The organism is Mesorhizobium sp. M7A.F.Ca.CA.004.12.1.1 (assembly GCF_003997835.1).
Taxonomy (GTDB): Bacteria; Pseudomonadota; Alphaproteobacteria; order Rhizobiales; family Rhizobiaceae; genus Mesorhizobium.
This window is the reverse complement of sequence record NZ_RZRK01000003.1, coordinates 1-25,736: the sequence shown is the minus strand read 5'-3', so window position 1 is coordinate 25,736 and position 25,736 is coordinate 1. Positions and strand designations below refer to the sequence as shown.

At 63.4% G+C, this 25,736-nt stretch carries 21 protein-coding genes; 9 read left to right on the top strand and 12 right to left on the bottom strand.

Annotation, left to right across the window (positions count from 1 at the left end):
- Window positions 1-179: LuxR C-terminal-related transcriptional regulator (locus EN984_RS00530; protein ID WP_164765354.1), on the top strand; the 179-nt coding region annotated here is incomplete at its 5' end.
- Window positions 180-211: 32 nt separating this feature from the next.
- Here the strand turns inward: EN984_RS00530 and EN984_RS00525 are convergent.
- A complete protein-coding gene (locus EN984_RS00525; RefSeq protein WP_127328241.1) occupies window positions 212-1,723 on the bottom strand; it encodes an MFS transporter in 1,512 nt (503 codons plus the stop codon).
- 146 nt (window positions 1,724-1,869) lie between these two features.
- On the opposite strand from EN984_RS00525, the gene EN984_RS00520 reads away from it, so the two are divergent.
- The gene (locus EN984_RS00520) at window positions 1,870-2,778 is read left to right on the top strand and encodes a LysR substrate-binding domain-containing protein (protein WP_164748869.1); all 909 of its coding nucleotides are present in this window, start codon (window positions 1,870-1,872) and stop codon (window positions 2,776-2,778) included.
- A 148-nt stretch (window positions 2,779-2,926) separates the two neighbouring features.
- Here EN984_RS00520 and EN984_RS00515 read toward each other — a convergent pair whose 3' ends face one another.
- The 3 genes from EN984_RS00515 to EN984_RS00505 form a co-directional block, all read right to left on the bottom strand.
- Complete coding sequence (locus EN984_RS00515; RefSeq protein ID WP_127272462.1) at window positions 2,927-6,415, bottom strand: PAS domain-containing hybrid sensor histidine kinase/response regulator; 3,489 nt, start codon at window positions 6,413-6,415, stop codon at window positions 2,927-2,929.
- A gap of 126 nt (window positions 6,416-6,541) precedes the next feature.
- Window positions 6,542-6,817 (bottom strand): type II toxin-antitoxin system RelE/ParE family toxin, encoded by a 276-nt coding sequence (locus EN984_RS00510; protein ID WP_127268171.1) that lies wholly within the window; start codon window positions 6,815-6,817, stop codon window positions 6,542-6,544.
- A complete protein-coding gene (locus EN984_RS00505; RefSeq protein ID WP_127268170.1) occupies window positions 6,807-7,121 on the bottom strand; it encodes a hypothetical protein in 315 nt (104 codons plus the stop codon). The genes EN984_RS00510 and EN984_RS00505 overlap by 11 nt, the downstream gene beginning before the upstream one ends.
- A 142-nt stretch (window positions 7,122-7,263) precedes the next feature.
- Between EN984_RS00505 and mscL the strand changes: the two genes are divergently transcribed.
- On the top strand, window positions 7,264-7,686 hold the full coding sequence (mscL, locus tag EN984_RS00500) for a large conductance mechanosensitive channel protein MscL (protein ID WP_027038576.1): 423 nt from the start codon (window positions 7,264-7,266) through the stop codon (window positions 7,684-7,686).
- Window positions 7,687-7,798: 112 nt separating this feature from the next.
- Complete coding sequence (locus EN984_RS00495; RefSeq protein ID WP_127271730.1) at window positions 7,799-8,965, top strand: pyridoxal phosphate-dependent aminotransferase; 1,167 nt, start codon at window positions 7,799-7,801, stop codon at window positions 8,963-8,965.
- Window positions 8,966-9,300: 335 nt separating this feature from the next.
- Here the strand turns inward: EN984_RS00495 and hemA are convergent, their stop codons facing one another.
- A complete protein-coding gene (gene hemA, locus EN984_RS00490) occupies window positions 9,301-10,578 on the bottom strand; it encodes a 5-aminolevulinate synthase (RefSeq protein WP_127270796.1) in 1,278 nt (425 codons plus the stop codon).
- 267 nt (window positions 10,579-10,845) lie between these two features.
- Between hemA and galE the strand changes: the two genes are divergently transcribed.
- The 3 genes from galE (at window position 10,846) to EN984_RS00475 (ending at window position 15,026) form a co-directional block, all read left to right on the top strand.
- Window positions 10,846-11,841 (top strand): UDP-glucose 4-epimerase GalE, encoded by a 996-nt coding sequence (galE, locus tag EN984_RS00485; protein WP_127270794.1) that lies wholly within the window; start codon window positions 10,846-10,848, stop codon window positions 11,839-11,841.
- Window positions 11,842-11,946: 105 nt separating this feature from the next.
- The gene (locus tag EN984_RS00480; protein WP_127271728.1) at window positions 11,947-13,197 is read left to right on the top strand and encodes a D-amino acid dehydrogenase; all 1,251 of its coding nucleotides are present in this window, start codon (window positions 11,947-11,949) and stop codon (window positions 13,195-13,197) included.
- A gap of 2 nt (window positions 13,198-13,199) precedes the next feature.
- Entirely contained in the window at window positions 13,200-15,026 is a 1,827-nt protein-coding gene (locus tag EN984_RS00475) for an alanine racemase (RefSeq protein ID WP_127271726.1), read from the top strand.
- On the opposite strand, the gene EN984_RS00470 is transcribed toward EN984_RS00475, so the two are convergent.
- The 7 genes from EN984_RS00470 to EN984_RS00440 form a co-directional block, all read right to left on the bottom strand.
- Complete coding sequence (locus tag EN984_RS00470; protein WP_127271724.1) at window positions 15,027-16,403, bottom strand: FGGY-family carbohydrate kinase; 1,377 nt, start codon at window positions 16,401-16,403, stop codon at window positions 15,027-15,029.
- Complete coding sequence (gene rhaM / locus EN984_RS00465) at window positions 16,400-16,717, bottom strand: L-rhamnose mutarotase (RefSeq protein ID WP_127269350.1); 318 nt, start codon at window positions 16,715-16,717, stop codon at window positions 16,400-16,402. The genes EN984_RS00470 and rhaM overlap by 4 nt, the downstream gene beginning before the upstream one ends.
- Window positions 16,717-17,712: an ABC transporter permease gene (locus EN984_RS00460; protein ID WP_127269351.1), complete on the bottom strand. Its 996-nt coding sequence runs from the start codon at window positions 17,710-17,712 to the stop codon at window positions 16,717-16,719. Before EN984_RS00460 ends, rhaM begins: the two co-directional genes overlap by 1 nt.
- Window positions 17,709-18,683: an ABC transporter permease gene (locus tag EN984_RS00455; protein ID WP_127269352.1), complete on the bottom strand. Its 975-nt coding sequence runs from the start codon at window positions 18,681-18,683 to the stop codon at window positions 17,709-17,711. Before EN984_RS00455 ends, EN984_RS00460 begins: the two co-directional genes overlap by 4 nt.
- Window positions 18,680-20,221 carry a sugar ABC transporter ATP-binding protein gene (locus tag EN984_RS00450; RefSeq protein WP_127269353.1) on the bottom strand — a complete coding sequence of 514 codons (1,542 nt, stop codon included), beginning with the start codon at window positions 20,219-20,221 and terminating at the stop codon, window positions 18,680-18,682. The genes EN984_RS00455 and EN984_RS00450 overlap by 4 nt, the downstream gene beginning before the upstream one ends.
- Window positions 20,222-20,305: 84 nt before the next feature.
- A complete protein-coding gene (gene rhaS, locus EN984_RS00445; protein ID WP_013533599.1) occupies window positions 20,306-21,301 on the bottom strand; it encodes a rhamnose ABC transporter substrate-binding protein in 996 nt (331 codons plus the stop codon).
- Window positions 21,302-21,356: 55 nt separating this feature from the next.
- Entirely contained in the window at window positions 21,357-22,166 is an 810-nt protein-coding gene (locus EN984_RS00440) for a DeoR/GlpR family DNA-binding transcription regulator (RefSeq protein WP_023813909.1), read from the bottom strand.
- A 185-nt stretch (window positions 22,167-22,351) separates the two neighbouring features.
- Here EN984_RS00440 and EN984_RS00435 point away from each other — a divergent pair, with 185 nt between their 5' ends.
- Both EN984_RS00435 and rhaI read left to right on the top strand, forming a co-directional pair.
- On the top strand, window positions 22,352-24,454 hold the full coding sequence (locus tag EN984_RS00435) for a bifunctional rhamnulose-1-phosphate aldolase/short-chain dehydrogenase (RefSeq protein ID WP_127267355.1): 2,103 nt from the start codon (window positions 22,352-22,354) through the stop codon (window positions 24,452-24,454).
- A gap of 97 nt (window positions 24,455-24,551) precedes the next feature.
- Window positions 24,552-25,736 (top strand): L-rhamnose catabolism isomerase (gene rhaI, locus EN984_RS00430; RefSeq protein ID WP_164765353.1); only part of this gene is annotated, 1,185 nt, incomplete at its 3' end.

Sequence of the window (25,736 nt, the reverse complement as noted above, 5' to 3'; positions counted from 1 at the left end):
CCTCCATGCTGGCCGAGGGCCTGCTCAACAAGCAGATCGCCTATGAACTCGGTGTATCGGAGGCTACCATCAAGGCGCATGTCTCCGCCATCCTGCAGAAGCTCGGCGTCGACAGCCGCACGCAGGCGGTGATCCTGCTGTCCAAGATCGGCAGCGACCCGCTGCAGCCGGCGGGTTGATCGCCAGGGCGCCTGTTCGATCATTGTAGTGTTCAATCAGAGCACTGAACCTCCGTCCGCCGCACCGGCCGGCCGTTGAAGCTTGCGAAACTGATGGCGGCCATGATCCAGACGCCGATCCCGCCATAGAGCATGACCCAGCCAAAGCCGTTGCGCAGCGCATCCTGGGCGACGGTCCCGGCGAGCCCGGAGATGGGGTTTCCAGCAGCGATAGCTTCGGCGAGAAGACGCAATTGGGCAGCGTCGAGGTCGGGCAGCGCATGCCCCAGATGCGCCAGCACACCGCTGGCCAGGATGAAGCCCATCACCGCGATGTTCAGCGCCAATGAAACCATGCGCGCGGTCATGTCGATGCCGGAGGCCATGCCGGCGCGATCGCTCGAAACGGAACCCGTCGTCGTGTTGGTGACAGGTGTGTTGGTTATTCCCAGACCCATCCCCGCGATCAGGCAGCCGGGCAGCATCGTCAGCCAGTCCGGTTGCGCGGCGGCGCTGCCGAATTTCATCAGGATGAACCCGACGCCGATGATGACGAGGCCCGCCGGAATGATGATGCCGGGCCGATAACGCAGCGAAAAGCGCTCTGCCAACGGCGGCAGCACAAGCGTCGGCAGCGTGTAGGCAAGCAGGGCAAGGCCGGTGGAGACGGTGTCATAGCCGAGCCCGGCGTGGAACCAGATCGGCAGGTAGATCATGAAAGGCCAATAGCTGAGGTTCATCGCGGCAGAGCCGACGATGGCGCCCGAAAAGGGCCGGATTCGGAAGACCGAGAAATCGAACATCGGCCGCTGGCTGACCTTCTCGGCAATGAGGAAGGCGATGAAGCTCACTATCGAGATACCGAGGATCGCCAGCGCGGCAGGGCTGGAGAAACCCAGATCCGGCCCCTGGATGATGTAGAAAACGAGGCAGAAAACCGACGGCGACAGCGTCAGGATGCCTGCTACGTCGAGCTTGCCCGCCTGTGGATCCTTCGATTCGTGGACGCCCATCAGAGCGAGGGCGAACGCCAGCGCCGCAACCGGCACGTGGACAAGAAACACCCATTGCCAGCTCGAGACCGCGACGATGCCGCCGCCGATGATGGGGCCGAAGCCGAGGCCGGTGCCGAAGATGACGCCCCACCAGCCCCATGCGACGGCGCGTTCGCGCCCTTCCCGGAATTCATGCGACAGCACGGCAAGCTGGCAGATCAGCATCGCACCGCCGCTCAGGCCCTGCAGAAACCGGGCGACGATGAGCGTGGAGACGCTTTCGGCGACGCCGCAGATCAGTGATGTCAGGCCGAAGGCGGCGATGGCGACCAGAAAGACACGCTTGTGCCCGTAACGATCGGCGATCGTGCCGACCGCCATCAGCACCGTCGTGACCGCGATCGTATAGGCGTTCATCACCCATTGCAGTTGCTTGAAGTCGGCGTGCAGAACCTGCTCCAGTGTCGGCAGAATCGTGGGAACGCTTGAAATCTCCAGGCCGAACATCAGGCATGCCAGGCAGGCGGCAAACAGAACCACGATGCCTCGGCGGGTCAATACAGTGGGCATGATTCAACCTTTCGAACGTATTTGTCGGCAATCGGCGAATCCATCGCAGCTCGCCCGGCGCGCGTATGGCCCAGGGTAGGCGAGGCTTGATCATATTAGAATTGCATGGTTGGCTATTTCAGAGACAACAAGTGCGGATAGCTGACATGACGCTGGACGTAGACGCTGTGAAAACATTCGTCGCCATCGCCGATCTTCAGAGCTTTACGCGTGCGGCCGAGGCTCTTGGCAGCACACAAGGGGCGATCAGCGTGAAGCTGAAGCGGCTGGAAGAGCGCGTCGGCCAGAAATTGATCGAGCGCACGCCTCGGCTGGTGCGCTTGTCGGCGCAGGGCGCGGTGTTTCTCCAGCCCGCACGCGACTTCCTCGCGGCACACGATCGCGCCATTGCCAGCCTGTCTTCGGTGCGCCGCCGCTTCACACTGGGCATCGCCACCCATGTCGGAGGCGCGGAAGTCCCGACATTGCTGGCGCGGCTCAATGCGCATGACCCGGCGCTCACCATCGAAGTGCGGCTCGATGATTCGCGCGACCTGCTGGATGCTTTCGATCGCGGTGAGATCGACGCGGCGATCATCCGCCGGGAGGACGACCGGCGCGATGGTGAAGTGCTGGCGCCCGAACATTTCGGCTGGTACGCCGCGCCCGACTTCGTCCACCGGGCCGACGAGCCGCTGCGCCTGGCGGCATCCTCGCCATCCTGCGGTATTCGTAACATCACCACCCGCGCGCTCGACGCTGTCGGAATATCGTGGACGGAGGTGTTCCTCGGCTGCGGCTCTTTCGCCGTTGCCGAAGCCGTCTCGGCCGGCCTCGCAGCCTCGGTATTTTCCTGCCGGCTTGCCCCATCCGGCACCATCGAGGTCAGCCGGAAATTCGGGCTGCCGGCGCTGCCGCCTTCCGAGATCGTGCTGCTTTCGACGCTGACGGACGCCAAGTCCCGCGAGGCGCTGAGGACGCTTGCAATGGCCTTTCGCGAGCATCGTCCGCCTGTGGCGGGCAATGCCGGACGGCCCCGGTTCCGCAGTTCCCAGATGGTCGACGGCCTGGCCTAGAGCAATTCTAGGGAAAGTGTGAAGCGGTTTTCCGTTTAGAATTGCGTTAAAACAAAGAGTTAGAGCAGATCGCCGTTTTCCGTGAAACGGTGAAATGCTCTAGGACTCCACCCTCGGACACCAGGGCTGAGACCGGGCGCCTTTGCTGCTATTCGGCCGCCGGTGCCAGCGGCCTGACCCTGGCCATCATCGAGCGCAGCACCGCTGGTTTGAGCGGTTTGTTGATCACCGCAATCTCGAGCCCGCCGGCGGCCGTGCGCACCTCATTGGAGCGGTCTGCGGTGACCAGCACGGCCGGCAGGGTGTCGCCATGGAGCGCGCGCAGCCTGACGATGATATCGAGACCCGTTTCGCCGTCGAGATGGTAGTCGGCAAGGACGATGTCCGGGCGGTGTGTCACCACGCTTTCCAGATCCTTTGAACCGGACACGGTGTCGACGTTGCAACCCCAGCCTTCGAGCAGGAGCCGCATGCCCTCTAGGATGCGGGCGTCGTTGTCGATGCACAGCACATGCAGTCCGGCCAGCGAAGCCGTCGCGCGGGCAGGAACCCTGGCGTCGATCTCGCGCCGCGGTTCCTGCACGGCCGCGACGGGCAGGATGACGGAGAAGCGCGTGCCCTTGCCAGGGTTGGAAAAGATCCGGATCTCCAGCCGCAGCACCCGGGCGATGCGGTCAACGATGGAGAGGCCGAGACCGAGGCCCTCGGCCTCGCGCGCGCCCTCGTCGAGCCGGGTGAATTCGCGAAAGACGGTGTTCAGCTTGTCGCCGGCGATGCCGATGCCGGTGTCGATCACCTGGATCTCGGCCAAATCGCCGCGCCGTCTGACGCCAACCAGCACGCGGCCGTGGCGCGTGTATTTGATGGCGTTGGAGACGAGATTCTGGATCAGGCGGCGCAGCAGATTGCGGTCCGTCGTCACTGTCAGCGATGACGGCATGATGGTCAGCGCGAGCTTCTTCTCGGCGGCGAGCGGCCGGAAGTCGTTGCCGATCTGGCGCAGCAATCCGTCGAGGTTGAAGGCGGTATCGTCCGGCTTCATCGCGCCGGCGTCGAGGCGGGAGATGTCGAGCACGGCGCCGAGGATGGTCTCGACCGATTCCAGCGAGGATTCGATGTTCACGGCGGCCTTGCCGGCAGGCCCTTTGCCGGCCTTCTCGATCAGCGAGGAGCAATAGAGCCGGGCGGCGTTGAGCGGCTGCAGGATGTCGTGGCCGGCGGCGGCGAGGAAGCGCGTCTTGCCGAGATTGGCCTCCTCGGCCAGCATCTGCGCCTGCGCCAGCTCCTCGTTGACCCGGGTCAGTTCGATGGTGCGGGTCTTGACGCGCTGCTCCAGCGATTCATTGGCACGCTTCAGCGCCAGATCCTGTTCGACGCGCCCGGAAATGTCGGCATAGGTGGCGACGATGCCGCCGTCCGGCATCGGGTTGGAGCGCAGTTCCAGGATGCGGCCCGAGGTTTTCAGTTCCATCTGCCATGGGCTGACGAAACTGGTCAGGCGGTTGAGCATGGCCACACGCTGATCGGCGGGGATGTCGCCGCGTTCGGCGAGATGGCGCAGGATGCGGTCGAGCGAGACGCCGACCTGGCCCATCTCGTCGGGCAGGTCGAACAGCGCCCGGTACTGGCGGTTCCAGCAGATCAGGCGGAAATCGCGGTCGAAGACGGTGATGCCCTGTTCCATCTGGTCGAGCGCGATCTGCAACAGGTCGCGGTTGTGCTGCAGCGCCTCGGTGGCGTCGTCGAGCAAGCGGAAGGCATCTCGGGATTCGCGGTCGTGGCGCCGAAACAGCAGCGACAGGATCAGCCGCGCCGAGGAGGAACCGACGGCGCTGGCGAGCAATTGCTCGGAGAAGCGGATGACGTCCATGCTCGCCTGCTCATTGCCGTGCAGCGAGGTTCCGTTGGTCTTTTCGAACGACTGGAAGGAGCGCTCGGTGCGCTCGACGCCGAGATAGCGCCCGATCGTGTCCTTGAGGTCGTTGACGGTGATGGCGGTGCGGAAGCGGCGCAGGCTTGGCATCGGGCCGGCATCGCGCGGCACGAAGATCGACGCCTGGATGCGTTCCAGCGGCACCGATGCGCGCGACAGCGAACCGAGCACGAAGAACACCGCGTTGAGCGACAGGCTCCACAGCACGCCGTGGTTCAGCGGTTCGGCGACGGTGCCGAACAATGCCTGCGGCCGCAGCGCCTCGAAGCCGAACAGCCCGTGCACGATGATGCCGGTATCAGGGGCGGCAAGCGATGGAAACAGCAGCGTGTAGCCCCAGACGAGGATGCCGGCGACCATGCCAAGTGCCGCACCCCGGCCAGTGGCGCCGCGCCAGATCAGCCCGCCGATCAGCGCCGGCGCGAACTGGGCGATGGCCGCGAACGACATCAGGCCGATCGACGACAGCCGCGCGCTGTCAGTGCTCTCGCGATAATAGAGGAAGGCGATGAACAAAAGGATGAAGATCGCCCCGCGCCGAACATTGAGAATGAGCGTCGACCAGTCCTCGGTCTCGGAGGTCGAGGTCTTGAGCAGGCGGCGCACGAACAGCGGAATGACGAGGTCGTTGGAGATCATGATCGACAGCGCCACGCTCTCGACGATCACCATCGCCGTCGCCGCCGACAGGCCGCCGATGAAAGCCGCCATCGCCAGCAAGTCATGGCCAGTGAACAAGGGCAGCGACAGCACGTAGAGATCGCTGCTGGTCCCGGTGCCGACCAGCGACAGGCCGGCAAAAGCGATCGGCAGCACGAACAGATTGATCGCCACGAGGTAGAGCGGAAACACCCATGTCGCGGTGCGCAGTTCGGCCTCGCCGCGGTTCTCGACGATGGTGACGTAGAACTGCCGCGGCAGCATGATGATGGCAAAGCCGCTAAGGCAAGTCAGCACCAGCCAGGTGGCGAGCGAGGTGTTGTAGCTCATCGCCTGCCGGACCTGCCCGTTCTGGGCGAGCTTGTCGAACATGTCGCCCGGGCCGCCGAAGATCAGGAAGGTGACCATCAGGCCGATCGCCAGGAAGGCGGCGAGCTTGACCACGGTTTCGACCGCCACCGCCAGCACCAGCCCGTCCTGGTGTTCGGTGGCGTCGGCGTGACGGGTTCCAAACAGCACCGCAAACAGCGCCAGGAGCATGGCGACGACCAACGAGATGTCGCTGACGAAGGGATCGAACGAAGGCGGCGATCCCGTATAGTGCTCGACCATCAGGCTGACCGAACCGGAGATCGCCTTCAACTGCAGCGCGATATAGGGCACCGCGCCGATGGTGGCGATCAGTGTGGCGATCGCCGCGACGGTGAAACTCTTGCCGTAGCGCGCGCCGAGGAAATCCGCGATCGAGGTGATCTTCTCGGTCTTGGCCAGCCGCACGATGCGGTTGAGCAGCGGGAAGCCGAACACGAAGACGAGCACCGGGCCCGTATAGATGCCGAGGAATTCGAGGCCGCGTTCGGAAGAGAGACCGACCGAGCCGAAGAAAGTCCAGGATGTGCAGTAGATAGCGAGGCTGAGTGCGTAGATGAAAGGCCGCCCCCGGCTCGGCTCGGAGATGGCCGAGCGGCGGTCGCCGAGGCTGGCGATGGCAAACAGCAGCGTCACATAGGCGACCGCGATGATGACGATGAACAAGCCCTGCACGCTTGGACTTTCCTCCTCTGCCGTCTTTCTATCCGGCTTGCCCGGACGCAATCACAGCTTGGCGTCCGAGTCCATTGCAGAGCTGTGTAGGACGGTTCTCAGACCGGCGCGTCGGTGTCGATGTCGTTATGGTGAAGATCGCCGCTGGGCGCCGTGGAAGATGCTGCCGACAATGATCTCCTCCGAACCCATACGATAGAGGATGATGTGCTTGCCATGGACGAACTGATGGGTCCTGCCTTCATAGAGCCTGCCCATATTCGGGTAATCGCCGAGCAACTCAAACACCGCGTCGAGTTCACGCAGATACTTTTCGGCCTGAGTGTGGCCGAAGTTTTCGAAGGTGTGTCGGTAAATGTCTTTCAGATCGCGTTCGGCGCGATGCGTTATCCTATGACGCATGCGGGAATTCGGCACGCGCTTCCCGAATAATGTCGTCGATAGACTTGTCGCTGACGGGGCTCTCAAAACCTTCGTCGATGGCCGCCTGAATCGCTTTCCGCTTCTCATCGGGCGAAAGTGCGTCGAACCAAGCGCGCTGCTCCTTTGTCGGAGCCGCCCACGGGTAAACGTCAATGCTGATGGTTTCGAGCATGTTCATGAGAATATTGTAGGCGAAAACGCCTATGATTGCCAGAAATTCAACGCTGCTCCTGCCGAACCGTGGGTCTCGAACAACTGAACCGGGGTCGGTCTCGGCGAGCAACCTAGCCGGCTCCCGGTAAGGAGAAACCGGTTGCTTTCTCCTTTTTGCCGATGTTGCGTCAGGAGGTTTTTGTTATGTTGTCTCAGGTCGATGTCGCAAGGACGGAAACGGCAACTCGGCCAGTCACGACAAGGAGGGTCGAATGCTGAAAGAATTCCAGGAATTTATTTCCAAGGGTAATGTGATGGACCTTGCGGTCGGCGTCATCATCGGCGCGGCCTTCGGCAAGATCGTCGATTCCCTTGTCAACGACATCATCATGCCGATCGTCGGTGCGATTTTCGGCGGATTGGACTTCAACAACTATTTCTTCGGATTGTCCTCAGCCGTCAACGCGACCTCGCTGGCCGATGCCAAGAAGCAGGGCGCGGTCTTTGCCTATGGCAGCTTCATCACCGTGGCTCTGAACTTCCTCATCCTCGCTTTCATCATCTTCCTGATGGTCAAGGCGGTGAACAACATGCGCAAGCGGCTTGAGCGCGAGAAGCCCGCTGCACCGGCCGCTCCGCCGCCTGCCGACGTCGCGCTGCTCACCGAAATTCGCGATCTGCTCGCCCGGCGCTGACCACGGGCGGCATTTGCTGGACCAAAACCCCGGTCGTTCGCGGCCGGGGTTTTCTGTTTTCGCATCTGGTAAGGACCGCTGACGAAAACCGCAGACCAAAACGGACCCGCCAATGACCCTGATCGACAGCTTGCGCACCGAGGCCCGTGCGGCACCCGAAAGCGGCATTGTCGCCGTCGTCAATTACGGCCGCCTGCGCGAAGGCATGATTCCGCTCTGGGCCGGCGAGGGCGACCTGCCGACGCCGGCCTTTATCACCGATGCCGCGTCGAAGGCGCTGGCCGGCGGCGAGACATTCTACACCTGGCAAAGGGGCATCCCCGAACTTAGGCAGGCACTCTCCCGTTACTATGCCAGGCATTTCGGCAAGACCTTCCCGGAGGAAGAATTCATCGTCACCGGCTCCGGCATGCATGCCATCCAGCTGGCGCTCGACGCGCTCGCCGGTGCCGACGACGAGGTTGTCTATCTGTCGCCGGCCTGGCCGAATTTCGATGCCGCGGCAGCGATAGCGGGAGCCGTTCCGGTCGCGGTGACGCTCGATCATTCCGGCAATGGCTGGTCCTGCGACGTCGAGAAGCTCGCGGCTTCGATCACGCCGCGCACAAAGGCGCTGTTCATCAACACGCCGTCGAATCCGACCGGCTGGACCGCCGATGATGAGACCTTGCAGGCCATCCTCGATCTGGCGCGCGCCAAAAACCTTTGGATCATCGCGGACGAGATCTATTCTCTGTTCCACTATGGCCACGGCCGCGCGCCGTCCTTCCTCGACATCGCGTCGGCGGAAGACCGCATCCTCTATGTCAACTCCTTCTCCAAGAACTGGGCTATGACCGGCTGGCGCGTCGGCTGGATCAAGACACATCCGAGCTTGCAGCAGGTGTTCGAGAACCTGATCCAATATTCGAATTCCGGCGTCGCCCAGTTCATGCAGCGCGGCGCGGCCGCCGCCCTTGATGAGGGCGATGCCTTCGTTGCCGAACAGGTGGAGCGGGCGCGCAAGGCGCGCGACCTTGTCTGCGGCATCCTCGGCGCCACCGGCCGCGCCCGGTTTACGGTGCCGCAGGGTGCGTTCTATCTGTTTTTCACTGTCGACGGCATCACCGATTCACGCACCGCTGCCTTCGACATTGTCGACAAGGCCAATGTCGGCCTGGCGCCAGGCACGGCTTTCGGCCCCGGCGGCGAGGCGTTTTTGCGGTTGTGTTTCCACCGCCGCCTCGACCAGGTCGAGGAAGCGGCGCACCGGCTGGCGAAGTGGATGAAGGCAGTTTGAGGATTGGGCTGGACAGGAAAGCCGCGCGTTTGAAGATTCTGGACCGCCTCACTCTTCGGCCGCAGTAACGGCATGGATCCTAGGGTCTGCGCCGCGTCGCTTCGCTCCTTGCTTCGCCCTAGGATGACGAAGAGAAAGATGCCTCGGCCAACCTCGAAGGTCGGCCATTGCTACGATGCCAGACTCCAACTCTGTGACTAGCCAGAAGCCCCCACGCTTCGTCATCCTAGGGCGTAGCAGTCGCGAAGCGACGTCGCGGAGACCCTAGGATCCATGCCGTGACGTCGGAGCGTCGCGGCGTTGGAAGCAATCGACAGGCGCAACCAGCAACGGCTTCAGCCGCCTGACTTGGGGACCAGCAGGGGAATGATGCGGTCGCTCTTGGCTACCGAAGGCCGCCCGGCGGAGCCATAGGGGATGCCGAGCGCATCCCAGGTCTCGACCAGCGCATCCTGCAATTCGGCGATCAGTGCATCGGAGTGGAACGGCGTCGGCGTGATGCGCAGCCGCTCGGTGCCGCGCGGCACGGTCGGGTAGTTGATCGGCTGGATGTAGATGCCGTGCACGCCGAGCAGGCGGTCGCTGGCCATCTTGCAGGCCTCGGGATCGCCGACTAGCAGCGGCACGATGTGGGTCGGCGAGTCCATCACCGGCAGGCCGGCGGCCGACAGGATCTGCTTGGTTCGGCTCGCCTGCTGCTGCTGGGCGTCGCGCTCGGCCTGCGAGCGCTTGAGATGGCGGATCGACGCGGTCGCGGCAGCCGCGATCGCCGGCGGCAGTGCCGTGGTGAAGATGAAGCCCGGCGCATAGGAACGCACGGCGTCGATCACGGCGCTGGTGCCGGTGATATAGCCGCCCAGCGTGCCGAATGCCTTGGCCAGGGTGCCTTCGATGATGTCGATGCGGTCGGCCAGGCCTTCGCGCTCGGTGATGCCGCCGCCGCGCGGCCCGTACATGCCGACGGCATGGACCTCATCGATATAGGTCATGGCGTTGTAGCGCTCGGCGAGCTCGACGATCTCTTTGATCGGCGCGATGTCGCCATCCATCGAGTAGACGCTTTCGAAGACGATCAGCTTGGCGCGTTCGCGTCCCGCCGCCTGCAAAAGGCTTTCCAGATGCGCGACGTCGTTGTGGCGGAAGATCTTTTTCTCGGCGCCGGAACGCCGCACGCCTTCGATCATCGAGGCGTGGTTCAATTCGTCCGAGATGATCAGGCAGTTGGGCAAAAGCTTCGCGATGGTCGAGATCGAGGCCTCGTTGGAGACGAAACCGGAGGTGAAGACCAGTGCCGCTTCCTTGTCGTGCAGGTCGGCAAGCTCCACCTCGAGTTCGACCAGCGGGTTCGAGGTGCCGGAAATGTTGCGGGTGCCGCCGGCGCCCGAACCCATCTTGCCAGCGGTATTCTGGAACGCGGCGATGACGTCGGGATGCTGGCCCATGCCGAGATAGTCGTTGGAGCACCAGACGGTGATTTCCTCGGCGCGGCCATTGGAACGCCAGATGGCGCGCGGGAACTTGCCCGCGATCCGCTCCAGGTCGGCGAAAACGCGGTAGCGACGCTCGGCATGGAGCTGGTCGATCGCTTCCTCGAAGAACCGCTGATAGTTCATATAGGCTTCCCAATTTTTGCGCGGGATCATAATCATTGGCCTGTTGGTCGTCCACCTGGCCTTTTTGGTCAAAATGCCACGCCCCGGACCTGTTCCTAACGATCACGGATCGTGGCCTATTCCCTTGATGTGGATCAACTTTGTTTCAGGACGATGCCACTAGCCGGCGATGCCGGTTACCACGGTTTCAATGGTTATGCGGCGGGCTTTCCAGTAGAGCGGGGGTTGAGACAGTTTCCGATAAATCTTGGATAAGCGAGGAAGCGGATGACGGTTTTGGTTACAGGCGGCGCCGGTTACATCGGCAGCCATATGGTCTGGGAGTTGCTTGATGCCGGCGAGGGCGTGGTCGTCCTCGATCGCCTTTCCACCGGTTTCGAATGGGCGGTGGCGCCCGAGGCAAGGCTGGTCGTCGGCGACGTTGCCGACCGGGAATTGGTCGGCTCGGTCATCAGGGAGAACAAGGTCGACGCGATCATTCACTTCGCCGGCTCGATCGTGGTTCCGGAATCGGTCGCCGACCCGCTCAGTTACTACGAGAACAACACCTCGAAGACGCGCACGCTGATCGAAACCGCGGTGCGCGAAGGCGTGCCCAATTTCATCTTTTCATCGACTGCCGCCGTCTATGGCGGAGCCGGCCTGGAGCCGGTGCGCGAGGACGCCCGCCTGTCGCCGGAATCGCCCTATGGCCTGTCCAAGCTGATGAGTGAGTGGATGCTGCGCGACGCGTCGATCGCGCATGGCCTGCGCTATACCGCGCTGCGCTACTTCAACGTCGCCGGCGCCGACCCGAAGGGCCGCACCGGCCAGTCGACGCCGGGCGCAACCCATCTGATCAAGGTCGCCTGCGAGACGGCACTTGGCAAGCGGCCGTTCATGCAGGTGTTCGGCACCGATTATCCGACGCCGGACGGCACCTGCATGCGCGACTACATCCACGTCAGCGACCTGGCGGCGGCGCATCGCCTGGCCTTGCAGCGGCTGCGTGCCGGGGGACAAAGCCTCGTCGCCAATTGCGGCTACAGCCATGGCTATTCGGTGCTCGAGGTCATTGACAGCGTGCGCCGCGCTTTTGGCCGTGATTTCGAGGTGAAGATGGGCGACCGTCGTCCTGGCGATGCCGCGGCGGTGGTTGCCAATTCGGATCTCGCCCGCGCCGAGCTCGGCTGGACCCCGCAACGCGACGATCTCGACCAGATCGTCGCCGACGCGCTCGCCTGGGAGCGCATCTTGACCGGCAAGAACTCCGCGCGCGGCTGAGCCGGGTTCTCCCAAGGGCTCGCAAGGCGGGCAGCGAAGCGCTATTGAAGGCCTTCGCGGCAAGGTGCGGAGGCGCCGCGCCGCGAGGAGCTCTTGGGGGATGGCATGAAAATAACGGTGCTCGGGGCCGGTGTCGTCGGTACGGCGGCCGCCTATTATCTGGCCAGCGACGGCCATGAGGTGACAGTGATCGAGCGCCATCCGGCGGCGGCACAAGGCACCAGCCAGTCCAATGCCGGCCTGGTGTCACCGGGTGACGCCACCGCCTGGGCCTCGCCGGCGGCTTTGAAGACTTTCCTGCGCGGGCTCTACAACCATGATCTCGGCATCAAGGTCAGGCTGCGCCTCGATCCCTATTTCCTCGCCTGGAGCCTGCGTTTCCTGCGCCAGTGCACGGTGGCGCGCCTGCGCGCCAACACCGACATCAAGCTCAGGCTCGCGCTCTATTCGCGTGACTGCATCAATGCGCTTTCGGAAGCGACCGGCATCCACTACGACGAACGCAAGAAGGGCATTCTCTACTTCTTCCGCTCGCAAAAGAGCCTCGATACCGGCACCGACAATTACCGTTATCTTGCCAGGCACGGCCTGCCGATCGAAATCGTCGGCCGCGACCGGCTGGTCGAGCTGGAACCAGGCCTTGCCGGCGTCAAGGACAAGATTGCCGGGGGCGTCTATTCGCCAACCGACCAGACCGGAGATTCCAAGCAGTTTGTCGACAGGCTGGCCGCCTATGCTGCCGAGAAGCTCGGCGTCAAATTCCTGTTCGGCACGACAGTCGAAGGCCTCGACATCGAGGGCGATCATGTGCGCGCGGTGATGACGTCGGCCGGCCCGGTCGCCGGCGATGCCGTGGTCATCTCGATGGGACCGGAGAGCGGCCTGCTCGGGCGCCGTTACGGCATCGACCTGCCTGTCTATCCGGTAAAGGGCTATACCGCGACGATTCCCCTGGAGGACGAAAGCAAGGGACCGACCATGGGCGGCGCCGACGAGGACCGGCTGATCGGCTATTCCAGGCTGGGCAACCGCTTGCGGATGTCCTCGACGGCTGAATTCACCGGCTTCGACCGAACTTTCAAGCCCGCCGATTTCAAGACGATCATCAGCACCGGCAAGGATCTTTTCCCGGGTGCCTTCGACGAGAAGAAGGCTGTGTTCTGGGCCGGTCTGCGGCCGATGATGCCCAACTCGGTGCCGGTCATCGGCCAGGCTCGCTACAAGAATCTCTATCTCGACACCGGCCACGGCCATGTCGGCTGGACCATGGCCTGCGGCTCGGGGAAATTCCTTGCCGACCTCGTTTCCGGCCGCAAGCCGGAGATCGACCCGCAGGGGCTGGTCTACGGGGGGTAGTGATGTCGGGACCGCAAGTCGCTATCGACCTTGGCCGCATCGAGCGCAATGCGCGCACGATCGTCGAGCGCTGCGCGCTGTCGGGCATAAAAGTGTTCGGCGTTACCAAGGGCACTTGCGGCATGCCGCAAGTGGCGCGCGCCATGTTGCGCGGCGGTGTCGCCGGCATCGCCGAATCGCGTTTCGAGAACATCCGCCGGCTGCGCGACAGCGGCATCAACGCGCCGATCATGCTGTTGCGCAGCCCGCCGATGGCGCGGGTCGAGGAGGTGGTGCGCACCGTCGACATCAGCCTGCAGTCGGAACTCGCCACCATCCGCGAAATATCGCGCATCGCCGAGCGCATGGGCCGCATCCACGACATCATGCTGATGATCGATCTCGGCGATCTGCGAGAAGGCATCTGGCCGAACGACCTGATCCCGACCGTCGAGCAGATACTGCAGTTCAAGGGCGTTCGCATTGCCGGCATCGGCACCAATCTCGGCTGTTTCGGCGCCATCATGCCGACGCCGGAAAATCTCGGCCAACTCGTCGCCCATGCCTACAAGACCGAGCGCCTGTCCGGCAGAAGCCTCGACGTGATCTCCGGCGGCGCCTCGTCGTCGCTGCCGCTGCTGCTCGAAGGCAGACTGCCGGCCGGCATCAACAATCTGCGCGTCGGCGAGGCGATCCTGCAGGGTGGTGTCGAGACCTTCCGCGACACGCCGTGGGCGGAGCTCGAACCCGATGCCTGCCGGCTGACAAGCGACATCATCGAGGTCAAGCTCAAGCCGTCACGACCGATCGGCCAATCGGGCTACGACGCCTTCGGCAATCAGCCGGTCTTCCCCGACGAAGGCGACAGGCTGCGCGCCATCGCCAATATCGGCCGTGAGGATGTGCTGGTCGAGGGACTGACGCCGATCGCCAGGGGGATAAGGGTGCTCGGCGCCTCCAGCGATCATCTGCTTTTGGATGTCGCCGATGCCGACCCGAGGCCCTCCGTCGGCGACCGCGTCGCCTTCCGCATGAGCTATGGCGCCATGCTTTTGGCGATGACCTCGGAATATGTCGAGAAGGCCCCGATGCACGACGTCGAGGATTTTTCCGGCCGCAAGATGGTGCAGATCACGGCCGGGCAGGGAGCTGCCGGCATCCTGGCCCGGGAAAGCACCGGCGCCCGGCTGGAAGCGATGAACTTCGACGTGGTGGAACTCGCCGATGTCGAGCGGCCGCCATCGGGGCTGGTCCGGCTGATTGCCGGCGTCGATCGTCGCATCGCCCACAAGGCGCTGACCGCGACGGCTCGCGCGACGCATTCTTTCGGCCTGATCTGGATCGATTCCATCGCCGCCCTGATGCCAGAGGACGAGGAGGGCATCGACCTGCCGGAATGTTCGGTCCTGGCGCGATCGCTCGGGCTCGATCACAAGGCCGGCGCGCTGCAGCCGCAGCTGTCGCCGGAAAATGTCGTCATCGTCGGCCTGCGCCACGCCGATCCGGCCGAGGCGCGGGTGCTGAAGGATTCGCGCGTGTCGGCCTTCACCATGACCGACATCGACGCCATGGGCATGCGCGACCTGATGCACGAAGCGATCCGCATCGCCACCTCAGGCACGCAAGGCTTTCATGTCAGCTATTCGCCGACCGCAACCGAATTCGCCGGCTGGGCTGCGGGCTCCGGCGGGCTGACCGTGCGCGAAACGCACCAGGCGATGGAGGCGATCGCGCTCTCCGGTGGCTTGCTGTCGATGGATGTCTCGGGCCTGACGGCGGATCTGGAGCCGCGGATCGGCACCGACGCGGTCAACTTCGTCATGTCGGCTTTCGGCAAACGGATTCTCTGATCAGCCCTGCACGTCCACTGCCGAGCGCCATGCGCTGACATAGTCGACCCAGGCCGGGTCTACAGGCGGTTCTATTCTTTCGCCCTTGCCGTGCGTCGCCGGCTGATCGGATGCCAGCAGCGCCGCGCCGATGCTGGTGCCGGTGGCGGCCTCGGACCCAACCACGGCGCGCGCCGTGGCTGCCGCCAGCATGCCGACAAAGAGCCGGTTGCGGGCAAAGGGGCCTTCGACCGTGGTCGGGCCGTCCGCGCCGATCAGTTCGAGGCAGGTTGCCGTCATCAATGCCAGGTAGAACGAGATGGCGGCAAAGCGCTGGCCGCTGTTCAGGCCGTCGGCGTTGACCCATGCCGCGGCATGGTGCGGGAATGGCCCCGAGCCTTGCTGGGTCGACGGCAGCAGCAGCATTTTTCGCGCCAGCACGGCGCCGACATCATTCTCGGTCCACTGCTCCGGCTGATCCTTTGTCAGCCCGGAAAACTCGCGGCCGCCCATGAAGCGCGCCGAGGGAACGGGATCGCCGATTGCGTTGACATTGACCAGCGTGTCGCGCGCGGCATCCAGCGCAATCTGTTTGCCGCCGACCGCCATCGACACCACCCAGGTGCCGGTCGAGACGACGGAGAAAGGCGGTTTGTCGGAGAGAAGATGCGGCAGAAGCGAGGCGTTGGAATCATGCAGGCCGCAGAACACCGGCGTTTGCGGATCGAGTCCGGTTCGCATCGCAACGATGGGCAGGATCGGGCCGAGGCGGTCGCTGGCCGGCCGCACCGGCGCCATCAGCCCGCGCCATTCCAGCCTGTCGACCAACGATGAGAAATCCGCCGTCCACGGGTTCCACAGGTCGGTGTGGCAGCCGAGCGAGGTGACCTCGTTGGCGGCGATGCCGGTCAGGCGCAACGCCCAGTATTGTGGGTACATCAGCATCGCGGCGGCCCTGGCGAATTCCGCCGGGAAGCTCTTCTGCTGCCAGAAGAATTGAGCACCAAGATTGAGGCCGAGCGGCAGGCGCGGCGTGCCGGTCTCGGAGAAGGGCGGGCGGATCGCGTCATAACCCTCGGCCAGCCCGTCGGGGCCGTCGAACTCATAGTCGAGCACCGGTAGCACCAGTTCACCCGCCGCGTCGACCAGCACGCCGGTCGCGCCATGGGTGCTGATCGAAATGGCGTCGATGCGCTGTTCGCGATTGAGACCGGCAAGGCTTTCGAGGATGAATGCCCACAGGGCCTCGACATCGTGGTGCGGGTAAGGCGCCTGTCGCACCGGCGCATTGGACATGCGGCGCAGCGCCACCTCGCTCAACGTAGCGAGGTCGACCAGCGCCACCTTGGCGTTGGTCTTGCCGATGTCGATAACGGCGATGTGGCGCATCGCACTCATGCCATGTGGAACACGGTTTCCAACGGCACGGCCACCGGCTCGTTGTCCTGCCTGGTTTCCATGATGTCGGCCATTTCAGCCCACCAGCGCTGCATCACCGGATATCCGGGCAATTCGTCCATGCCGTGGTCGTCACGCCGCCACAGAACACCGAACAGGATATTGGTCTCCTCGTCGAGATGGATGGAATAATCGGAGACGCCGGCCTGCTTCAGCAGTGACACCAGCGACGGCCAGATCTCATCGTGACGCTGCTTGTACTCGGCCTTCATGCCGGGCTTCAGCTTCATCTTGAATGCATATTTCTCGGCCATCAACGCCCTCCGCGGAGTCGCCGCCAGACGATCGGCAGGGCAATGACGATAATCAGCAGCAGGCCAATGAAGATCGACATGACGATGCCGGGCACGTTGAGCAGGCCAAGCCCGAAGGTCACCAGCCCCATGATGAAGGCCGCGAGCACGACCCCAACAATGCTGCCGGCGCCACCGAGGATACTGACGCCGCCGAGCACCACCATGGTGATGACTTCCAGCTCGTAGCCCTGCGCGATCGATGGCCGCGTCGAACCGAGCCGCGAGGTGATCAGCACCGAGGCGATGCCCGACATCAGCCCGGTCAGGCAAAACAGGAGGAACTTGGTGCGGCCGACGCGCACGCCGGAAAACTGCGCAGCTATCGGATTGTTGCCGATGGCGAAGACGCGTCGGCCAAAACTCGTACGGTGCAGCAGGAACCAGTAGACGACGGCCGCGATCAGGAAGAGCACCAGTTCGAACGACACCACCCACCAGACATAGCCCTGGCCGAAGAAGGCGAAGCTTGCGGGATAACCCTTGTAGGCCTGGTCGCCGAGGATGATGAAGGCGATGCCGCGAAACAGGCTCATCGTGCCGATGGTGACGACGATCGAGGGCAGACCGAGCCTTGTCACCAGCAGACCGTTGAAGGCGCCGCAGCCGAGCCCGACGACGATGCCGATCGCTACCAGCACCGGCATGCCGGCGCCGGCCTGCACCGCCATGCCCATCATCGTCGACGCCAGCGCAATGATGGCGGCCACCGACAGATCGATCTCGCCCGAGATGATCAGCAGCGCCATGGCGAAGGCGATCAGGCCTTTCTCGGTGAAATTGAAGGTCAGATCGGACAGCGAATACGGGTCGAGGAAATAGGGCGAGGCGAAGCTGTTGATGGCGAAGATGGCGACGGCCACCACGACCAGCAGCGCTTCCCAGGAAAAGATCGCCGAACGAAGCGGCTTGTCGAGCCGGTCGGGAATGTGGCGCGGAGCAGGGATGTCGGTCACGCCTCCACCTTTCTGAGGATGATGCGGCCTTGCTGGCGTTCGCCGCGCGCGTTGAGCACGACGGCCAGGATGATGGCGCTGCCAGAAATCGCCATCTGCCAGAAGGGCGAGATGTTGATGACCGGCAGCGCGTTGGAGATGATGCCCAGGAACAGTGCGCCGAGCACCGCGCCGCCGACCGAGCCGATGCCGCCGGCGATCGAGATGCCGCCGATGACGCAGGCGGCGATGATGTTGAGCTCATAGCCATTGGCGACCTCGACCGACGCGATCACATAGCGCGAGATCCAGAGATAGCCTGACAGGCCGCCGATCATGCCGGAGATGCAGAAGACGATGAACTTGGTGCGGCCGACATCGATGCCGGCATAGACGGAAGCCGTCGGGTTTACGCCGATGGCATAGATCGAGCGGCCGAGCGCGGTGCGCGTCATCAGGACGAAGAACAGCGCAATGACCAGGATGGCGATCCACGACAGCACCGGAATGCCGAGGAAGGCGGCGCGCTGAAAGCCGATGAAGTCCGGGCTCATTTTGTCGGCATTGACCCAGGCGCCACCGGACAGGACGAAGGTCGCGCCACGATAGATGGTCAGCGTGCCCAATGTCACCACGATCGAGGGAATGTTCAGCCGCCAGACCAGCAGGCCGTTGATGGCGCCGAGCACCAGACCGACGGCCAGCGCAATGACGATCAGCAGCGGGATCGGGATCGCCGGATGTGCTGCGTTCAGCATCGCCACCACCATGCCGGTGAAGCAGAGATTGGACGCCATCGACAGATCGATCGACCGGGTCAGGATGACCACCATCTGGCCGAGCGCCAGGATCATCAGGATCGAGGTGTCGTTGAACACCTGACGCAGATTGCCGGGGTCGGCAAAGGCCGGGAAGCGCGTCGAAATCAGCCCGATCAGCACGACGATGGCCGCCAACAGCCAGATTTCACGGTATTTCAGGAAAGCCTTCATGCCGCGATCCCCGCTGCCGTCCGAACCAGCGTCTCGGCGTCCAACCCCTTGTTGTCGTAGACCGCCGCGACGAGCCCCTCGCGCATGACCACGACGCGGTCGGACATGCCGAGGATTTCGGGCAGCTCGGAGGACACCATGATCACCGACAGGCCTTGCGCCACCAACTCGGCCATGAAGCCGTGCACGGCGGCCTTCGAGCCGATGTCGATGCCCTTGGTCGGCTCGTCCAGGATGATCACCTTGGGCGACGTCGCCAGCCATTTGGCGATGACGATCTTCTGCTGGTTGCCGCCCGACAGCGTGCCGACGTCCTGGCTGAGCGAGGAGGCCCTGAGGTCGAGCCGCTCGGTGTAGGAGCGGGCCAGATCGAACTCCTCCGACAGCCGCAGCAGGCCGGACTTCGATGTGCGCTTGAGTGAAGGCAGCGAGACGTTCTGGAAGATCGGCAGGCCGATCACCACGCCTTGCTTGCCGCGTTCTTCGGGCACGTAGACGATCCCGGCATCGATCGAATCCGCCGCCGATTTCGGCGCGAGCGTCTTGCCTTCCAGCGTGATCGTGCCGGCTGATGTGCGGGTGATGCCCGATATCGCCTGCATCACCTCGCTGCGGCCGGCGCCGACCAGGCCGTAGAAGCCGAGGATCTCGCCCTTGTGCAGTTCGAAGCCGATGTCGTTGAATTCGGTCGGATGCGACAGGCCGGAAACGGAGAGCACCGGCGCGCCTATCTCGGCCTTGCGCTGCGGGAAGATGTGATCGACCGCGCGGCCGACCATCAGGCGCACGATCTGGCTCTGGCCGGCATCCTTGATCAGGCCTTCGCCGACCATCTCGCCATCGCGGAACACCGTGTAGCGGTCGGCGATACGGTAGATCTCGTCGAACTTGTGGCTGATGAACAGGATTGCCTTGCCGTCGCTCTTGAGGAACTCGATCAGCAAAAAGAGCTCCTCGATCTCCTTCATCGAAAGTGCGGCGGTCGGCTCGTCCATGATGACGATCTGCGCGTCGATCGACATGGCGCGCGCAACGGCGACCAGATGCTTGTTGGCGATGCCGAGGTCCTTCAGGCGCGCATCGGCGTCGATGTGGCCGGCATGCATGGTGTCAAGCACTTCGCGCGCGTTCTTGCGCATCGTGCGCCAGTCGATGGTGCGCAATCGCGTGCGCGGCGCATGGCCGAGAAAGATGTTTTCTGCGACCGACAAATCGTCGAACAGCACGGTTTCCTGGTGGATGGCGGTGACGCCGTGCCCGAAGGCGGCATGCGCGCTCGGCAGGGTGACGGCCTGGCCGTCGATGCTGATCGTACCCCCGTCGGGCTGGTAGATGCCGGTCATGATCTTGACCAGCGTCGACTTGCCGGCGCCGTTTTCGCCGATCAGCGCCGTCACCTGCCCGGGGTAGAGCGACAGGCTGACATTGTGCAGCGCGCGCACGCCGGGAAAGCTCTTGGAGATGCCGGACAGCGTCAGGCGTGGAGCCGAGGCCGGAGGCCGCTCCTTCACCGCGCCGTGTTGGGCTGTCGTGTCCATAATCGTATCAAGCCCTGAAACAAGGTTCGTTTAAAGTCGCGGCGGGACGTGAGCCCCGCCGCGTCAGCTCGAGAGGACTCCAGATCAATAGATCTTGGAGAACTTTTCGATGTTCGACTTGTCGAACTGGAAGGGCGGAGCCATCGCAGCCGAGTTGGTGTCGTCGAGCGTGACCTTGCCGACGCGGCCGATCGACAGCGTGGCGCCGGGCTTCGCCTCTTCCTTCTTCACCGCCAGATCATGGGCGAGGTAGACGGCCGAGTAGCCGAGGTCGATCGGGTTCCACAGGGCAACCGCCTGACTGGAACCGTTGTCGATGAACTTCTTGAACTCGGACGGCAGCGCGAGGCCGGTGACATTGACCTTGCCGATCAGGTTCTCGTCGGTGACGACCTGGGCGGCGGCGACGACGCCGACGGTGGTCGGCGCGATGATCGCCTTGAGGTTCGGATAGGACTTCAACAGGCCCTTGGCTTCGTCGGTGCTCTTGGCCGAATCGTCATCGCCATAGACGGTGGCGACGAGTTTGATCTTGGGGAACTTCTCCGGCAGGATTTTCTTGGCCGCGTCGATCCAGGCGTTCTGGTTGGTGGCGGTCGAGGAGGCCGACAGGATGGCGACCTCGCCGCCTTCCGGCAGGTGGTCGGCGGCAAGCTTGATGATGGTCTCACCGATCAGGCCGGTATCGGACGGGTTGAGGTGAAGCTGGCGGCCTTCCTTGGCGACGCCCGAATCCCACGAGATGACGGTGATGCCGCGTTCCATGGCCTTCTTCAGCACCGGCACCAAGGCGTCGGCGTCATTGGCCGAAATGGCGATGGCGTTGACCTTCTGCGCGATCAGCGAATTGACCACTTCGATCTGCGCTTCGGCGGTCGCCTTGGTCGGGCCGGTGTAGATGATGTCGACATCGCCGAGTTCCTTGGCCGCCTCTTCGGCGCCCTTGTTGGCGGCATCGAAGAAGCCGTTGCCGAGCGATTTCACCACCAGTGCGATCTTGACGTTTTCGGCATAGGCGGCATTCACGAACATGGCGGCTGAGAATGCAGCCGTCACCATCAATTTCTTCAAGAAGCTCATCGAATTTCCTCCCTTGAGCGTTGCATTCCATCGTCGCTGCGAGCGCGAGTTGGCCTCAGGCCTGCAGTGAAGATTCTTCCTTGTTGGTCGCGGATGTGCGGGCGACGATCAGCGTCACCCCCGCGGTCTCCAGCATCTTGGCTTCGCGATCCTCGATGCCGTCATCGGTGATGACGGTGGCGATGCGCGACAGGCCGCACAGGATCAGGCTGGAGCGTTTGCGGAATTTCGAGGAATCGACCAGCACCACCAACTCGTCGGCTTGGTCGATCAGTTTCTGCTCCGCCTGGATCAAAAGCGGATCGCCCTCCATCAGGCCGAGCGGCCCCAGACCCTGCGCGCCCATGAACATGCGGCGCGCATAGAAATTGCGCGTCACGTCATTGTCGAAGGGCGACAGGATGATGTTCTGCTCGCGATAAATGGTGCCGCCCGACAGCATCACCGTGTTCTTGGAGTGCTTGAGCAGGTGCTCGGCGATCGGGAACGAATTGGTGAAGATCGGCATGCGGCGGCCGGTCAGGAAATGCACCATCTGAAAGGTGGTGGTGCCGCCATTGATGATGATCGGTTCGCCGTCCTTGCACAGTTCCACGGCTTCGCGTGCAATCGCCCGCTTCTGCGAGGCGTTGATCGTTTCGTTGACGGAAAAGGGCCGGCCGGCCAGCCCGATGAACTGCGGCGGCGAGATTGCCTCGGCGCCGCCGCGCACACGGCGCAGCCGCTTCTGGACGTGGAGGGCCGCGATATCGCGCCGGATCGTCGCCTCGGACGACTCCGTCAGGTCGACCATCTCCTGCACCGTCACCACAGGCTTTTCCTGGACAGCGGACAGAATGATCCTGTGGCGCTCTTTTTCGTGCATGGTTCCTCCCTGCCTGAGCATCTAGGCACCCAAAACGCGCAGTGTCAATCATTTCCGATCATATAATTTCATTGTGCAGTGCAATATGATCGATATTGATCGTTTGTGATTGACAAGCCGGCTGCTTCCGTGGAAATTCGGGGCCAAATGGCCGCGCCTTTTGCGTGCCTTCGGGAGGATTTCTTATGCTCGACAAGCGCACCGGCGCGCGCCTCGCCAATCTGTGGGACGAGGCCAAGGCTCACGCTATGAGCGGGCCGGAACTTCTGGTCTACCGCTCGAACACACTTGGTTCCGACAAGCGCGTCACCAACTATGGCGGCGGCAACACGTCGTCGAAGATCTGGGAGAGAGACCCGCTCACCGGCGAGGATGTCGAAGTGCTGTGGGTCAAGGGATCGGGCGGCGACAGCGCCTCGATCAAGCTGGACGGCTTTGCTACGCTCTACATGGACAAGCTGCGCGCGCTCAAAGGTCTCTATCGCGGCGTCGAGCACGAAGATGAAATGGTCGGCTTCCTGCCGCACTGCACCTTCAACCTCAATCCACGCGCGGCCTCTATCGACACGCCGTTGCACGCCTACGTGCCGAAGCCTTTTGTCGACCACATGCATCCCGATGCCATCATCGCCATTGCCGCCGCGAAGGATTCGAAGGCGCTGACCAAAGAAATCTTCGGCGACGCCATCGGCTGGTTGCCGTGGAAGCGTCCCGGGTTCGAGCTTGGCCTGTGGCTGGAGAAATTCTGCCTCGAACACCCCGATGCCAAGGGTGTCATCCTGGAAAGCCACGGCCTGTTCACCTGGGGCGACACCCCCAGGGAATGCTACGAGACGACGATCTCGGTGATCAACCAGGCGATCGAATGGTTCGAGCGCCGCTCCGAAGGTGTCGCTATCTTCGGCGGTGAAGTGGTCAAGGCACTCGACGCCACCGAGCGCCGTGCCATCGCGGCCAAACTGATGCCGAGGATTCGGGGCCTGATCTCGGAGAAGAGCCACAAAACAGGCCATTTCGACGATTCCGCCGCCGTGCTCGAATTCGTCAATTCCAGGGATCTGCGCCCGCTGGCGGCACTCGGCACCTCGTGCCCCGACCATTTCCTGCGCACCAAGATCCGCCCGCTGGTCATCGAATTCGATCCGGCCAAGCCCGATGTCGATGCGGTGATTGCGCGGCTTGCCGACGACATCGCAGCCTATCGCGTCGGCTACCAGGCCTACTACGACAGCTGCAAGCATCCGGACTCGCCCGCCATCCGCGATCCCAATGCCGTCGTCTACCTGATGCCCGGCGTCGGCATGTTCACCTTCGCCGGCGACAAGGCGACGGCGCGCATTTCGGGAGAATTCTATGTCAACGCCATCAACGTCATGCGCGGCGCCTCCACCGTCTCGTCCTATGTCGGGCTGCCTGCACAGGAAGCCTTCGACATCGAGTACTGGCTGCTCGAGGATCTGAAGCTGCAGCGCATGCCGAAGCCGAAGTCGCTTGCCGGCCAGATCGCCCTGGTCACGGGTGGCGCCGGCGGCATCGGCCGCGCCACGGCCAACCGGCTGCTGCGCGAAGGCGCCTGCGTGGTGCTGGCCGACATCGACGAGACAGCGCTGGCCAGCGCCAATGACGAACTGGCCAAGGTCTATGGCAAGGATTTCGTCCGCCCGGTGCTGATCAACGTCACCTCGGAGGACCAGGTTATCTCCGGCTTTGCCGAGACAGCGGTCGAGTTCGGCGGCATCGACATTCTGGTGTCGAATGCTGGCCTCGCCTCCTCGGCGCCGATCGAGGAGACGACGCTGGCGCTGTGGAACAAGAACATGGACATCCTGTCGACCGGCTATTTCCTGGTCTCGCGGGAAGCGTTCCGGCTGTTCCGCGCGCAGATGATTGGTGGCAACGTCGTCTTCGTCGCCTCCAAGAACGGCCTTGCCGCATCACCCAACGCCGCCGCCTATTGCACCGCCAAGGCCGCCGAGATCCATCTCGCCCGCTGCTTGGCGCTTGAGGGCGCGGAGGCGCAGATCAGGGTCAATGTCGTCAACCCGGACGCGGTGCTGCGCGGCTCGAAGATCTGGACCGGCGAGTGGAAGGAACAGCGCGCCGCCGCCTACAAGATGTCGACCGACGATCTGGAGGAGCACTATCGCTCGCGTTCGATGCTGAAGCGCTCGGTCTTCCCGGAAGACATCGCCGAAGCGATCTATTTCCTGGCGTCCGACATGTCGGCCAAGTCGACCGGCAACATCATCAATGTCGACGCGGGCAACGCCCAGAGCTTTACGCGCTAGCCGCTTCGCCCTTCTCCCCATCACTATACGGGGAGAAGGTGTCGGCAGGCGGATGAGGGGCAGCGCTGCCCGCATATATTTTGGGAGGAACCAGCACTTGTCCGAATCCATCATCTCCGCCGACCTCGTCGACAAGGACAACGCCGCGCGCAAGCCCAACCTCGAGCGCGACTACGCCTCGCTCGGCGAGCGGCTCGACCGTCGCGGCATCGCCATCGACGCTATCAGAGACAAGGTCGAGAAATTCGCGGTGGCGATCCCGTCCTGGGGTGTCGGCACCGGCGGCACGCGCTTTGCCCGCTTTCCCGGCGCCGGCGAGCCGCGCGATATCTTCGACAAGATCGAGGACTGCGCCGTCATCCAGCAATTGACGCAAGCGACGCCGACCGTCTCCCTGCACATTCCGTGGGACAAGGCCGACCCGAACCGGCTGAAGCAGGCGGCTTCGCGCTTTGGCCTCGGCTTCGACGCCATGAACTCCAACACTTTTTCCGACGCGAAGGACCAGGCGCTTTCCTACAAATTCGGCTCGCTGTCGCATGCCGATGCCGGCACGCGCCGGCAAGCGGTCGAGCACAATCTCGAATGTATCGAGATCGGCAAGACGCTCGGCTCCAAGGCCCTGACGGTGTGGATCGGCGACGGTTCGAACTTCCCGGGCCAGGTCAATTTCGCCAAGGCGTTCGAGCGCTATCTCGACGCCATGAAAGAGGTTTACGCCGGACTGCCCGCCGGCTGGAAGCTGTTCAGCGAGCACAAGATGTACGAGCCGGCCTTCTATTCCACCGTCGTGCAGGACTGGGGCACCAACTACATGATCGCCAGGGAATTGGGCGACAAGGCGTTCTGTCTCGTCGACCTCGGCCACCATGCCCCCAACGTCAACATCGAGATGATCGTCTCGCGGCTGATCCAATTCAAGAAGCTCGGCGGCTTCCATTTCAACGATTCGAAGTATGGCGACGATGATCTCGATGCCGGTTCGATCGACCCCTACCGGCTGTTCCTCGTCTTCAACGAACTGGTCGATGCCGAACTGTCCGGCACCGAGGGTTTCGATCCGGCGCACATGCTCGACCAGAGTCACAACGTCACCGATCCGATCGAAAGCCTGATGCTGTCGGCGGTCGAGGTGCAGCGCGCCTATGCGCAGGCGCTGCTCGTCGATCGCAAGGCGCTGGAAGGTTTTCAGGACAGTAATGATGCGCTGATGGCGACGCAGACGCTGAAAGCCGCCTACCGCACCGATGTCGAGCCGATCCTCGCCATGGCGCGGCTGAAG

Excerpts from the sequence above, each read along its gene's own strand:
- EN984_RS00525 (WP_127328241.1), bottom strand. The coding sequence starts at position 1,723 with ATGCCCACTGTATTGACCCGCCGAGGCATCGTGGTTCTGTTTGCCGCC.
- EN984_RS00520 (WP_164748869.1), top strand. The coding sequence starts at position 1,870 with ATGACGCTGGACGTAGACGCTGTGAAAACATTCGTCGCCATCGCCGAT.
- EN984_RS00510 (WP_127268171.1), bottom strand. The coding sequence starts at position 6,817 with ATGCGTCATAGGATAACGCATCGCGCCGAACGCGATCTGAAAGACATT.
- mscL (WP_027038576.1), top strand. The coding sequence starts at position 7,264 with ATGCTGAAAGAATTCCAGGAATTTATTTCCAAGGGTAATGTGATGGAC.
- EN984_RS00495 (WP_127271730.1), top strand. The coding sequence starts at position 7,799 with ATGACCCTGATCGACAGCTTGCGCACCGAGGCCCGTGCGGCACCCGAA.
- hemA (WP_127270796.1), bottom strand. The coding sequence starts at position 10,578 with ATGAACTATCAGCGGTTCTTCGAGGAAGCGATCGACCAGCTCCATGCC.
- galE (WP_127270794.1), top strand. The coding sequence starts at position 10,846 with ATGACGGTTTTGGTTACAGGCGGCGCCGGTTACATCGGCAGCCATATG.
- EN984_RS00480 (WP_127271728.1), top strand. The coding sequence starts at position 11,947 with ATGAAAATAACGGTGCTCGGGGCCGGTGTCGTCGGTACGGCGGCCGCC.
- EN984_RS00475 (WP_127271726.1), top strand. The coding sequence starts at position 13,200 with ATGTCGGGACCGCAAGTCGCTATCGACCTTGGCCGCATCGAGCGCAAT.
- EN984_RS00470 (WP_127271724.1), bottom strand. The coding sequence starts at position 16,403 with ATGAGTGCGATGCGCCACATCGCCGTTATCGACATCGGCAAGACCAAC.
- rhaM (WP_127269350.1), bottom strand. The coding sequence starts at position 16,717 with ATGGCCGAGAAATATGCATTCAAGATGAAGCTGAAGCCCGGCATGAAG.
- EN984_RS00455 (WP_127269352.1), bottom strand. The coding sequence starts at position 18,683 with ATGAAGGCTTTCCTGAAATACCGTGAAATCTGGCTGTTGGCGGCCATC.
- EN984_RS00450 (WP_127269353.1), bottom strand. The coding sequence starts at position 20,221 with ATGGACACGACAGCCCAACACGGCGCGGTGAAGGAGCGGCCTCCGGCC.
- rhaS (WP_013533599.1), bottom strand. The coding sequence starts at position 21,301 with ATGAGCTTCTTGAAGAAATTGATGGTGACGGCTGCATTCTCAGCCGCC.
- EN984_RS00440 (WP_023813909.1), bottom strand. The coding sequence starts at position 22,166 with ATGCACGAAAAAGAGCGCCACAGGATCATTCTGTCCGCTGTCCAGGAA.
- EN984_RS00435 (WP_127267355.1), top strand. The coding sequence starts at position 22,352 with ATGCTCGACAAGCGCACCGGCGCGCGCCTCGCCAATCTGTGGGACGAG.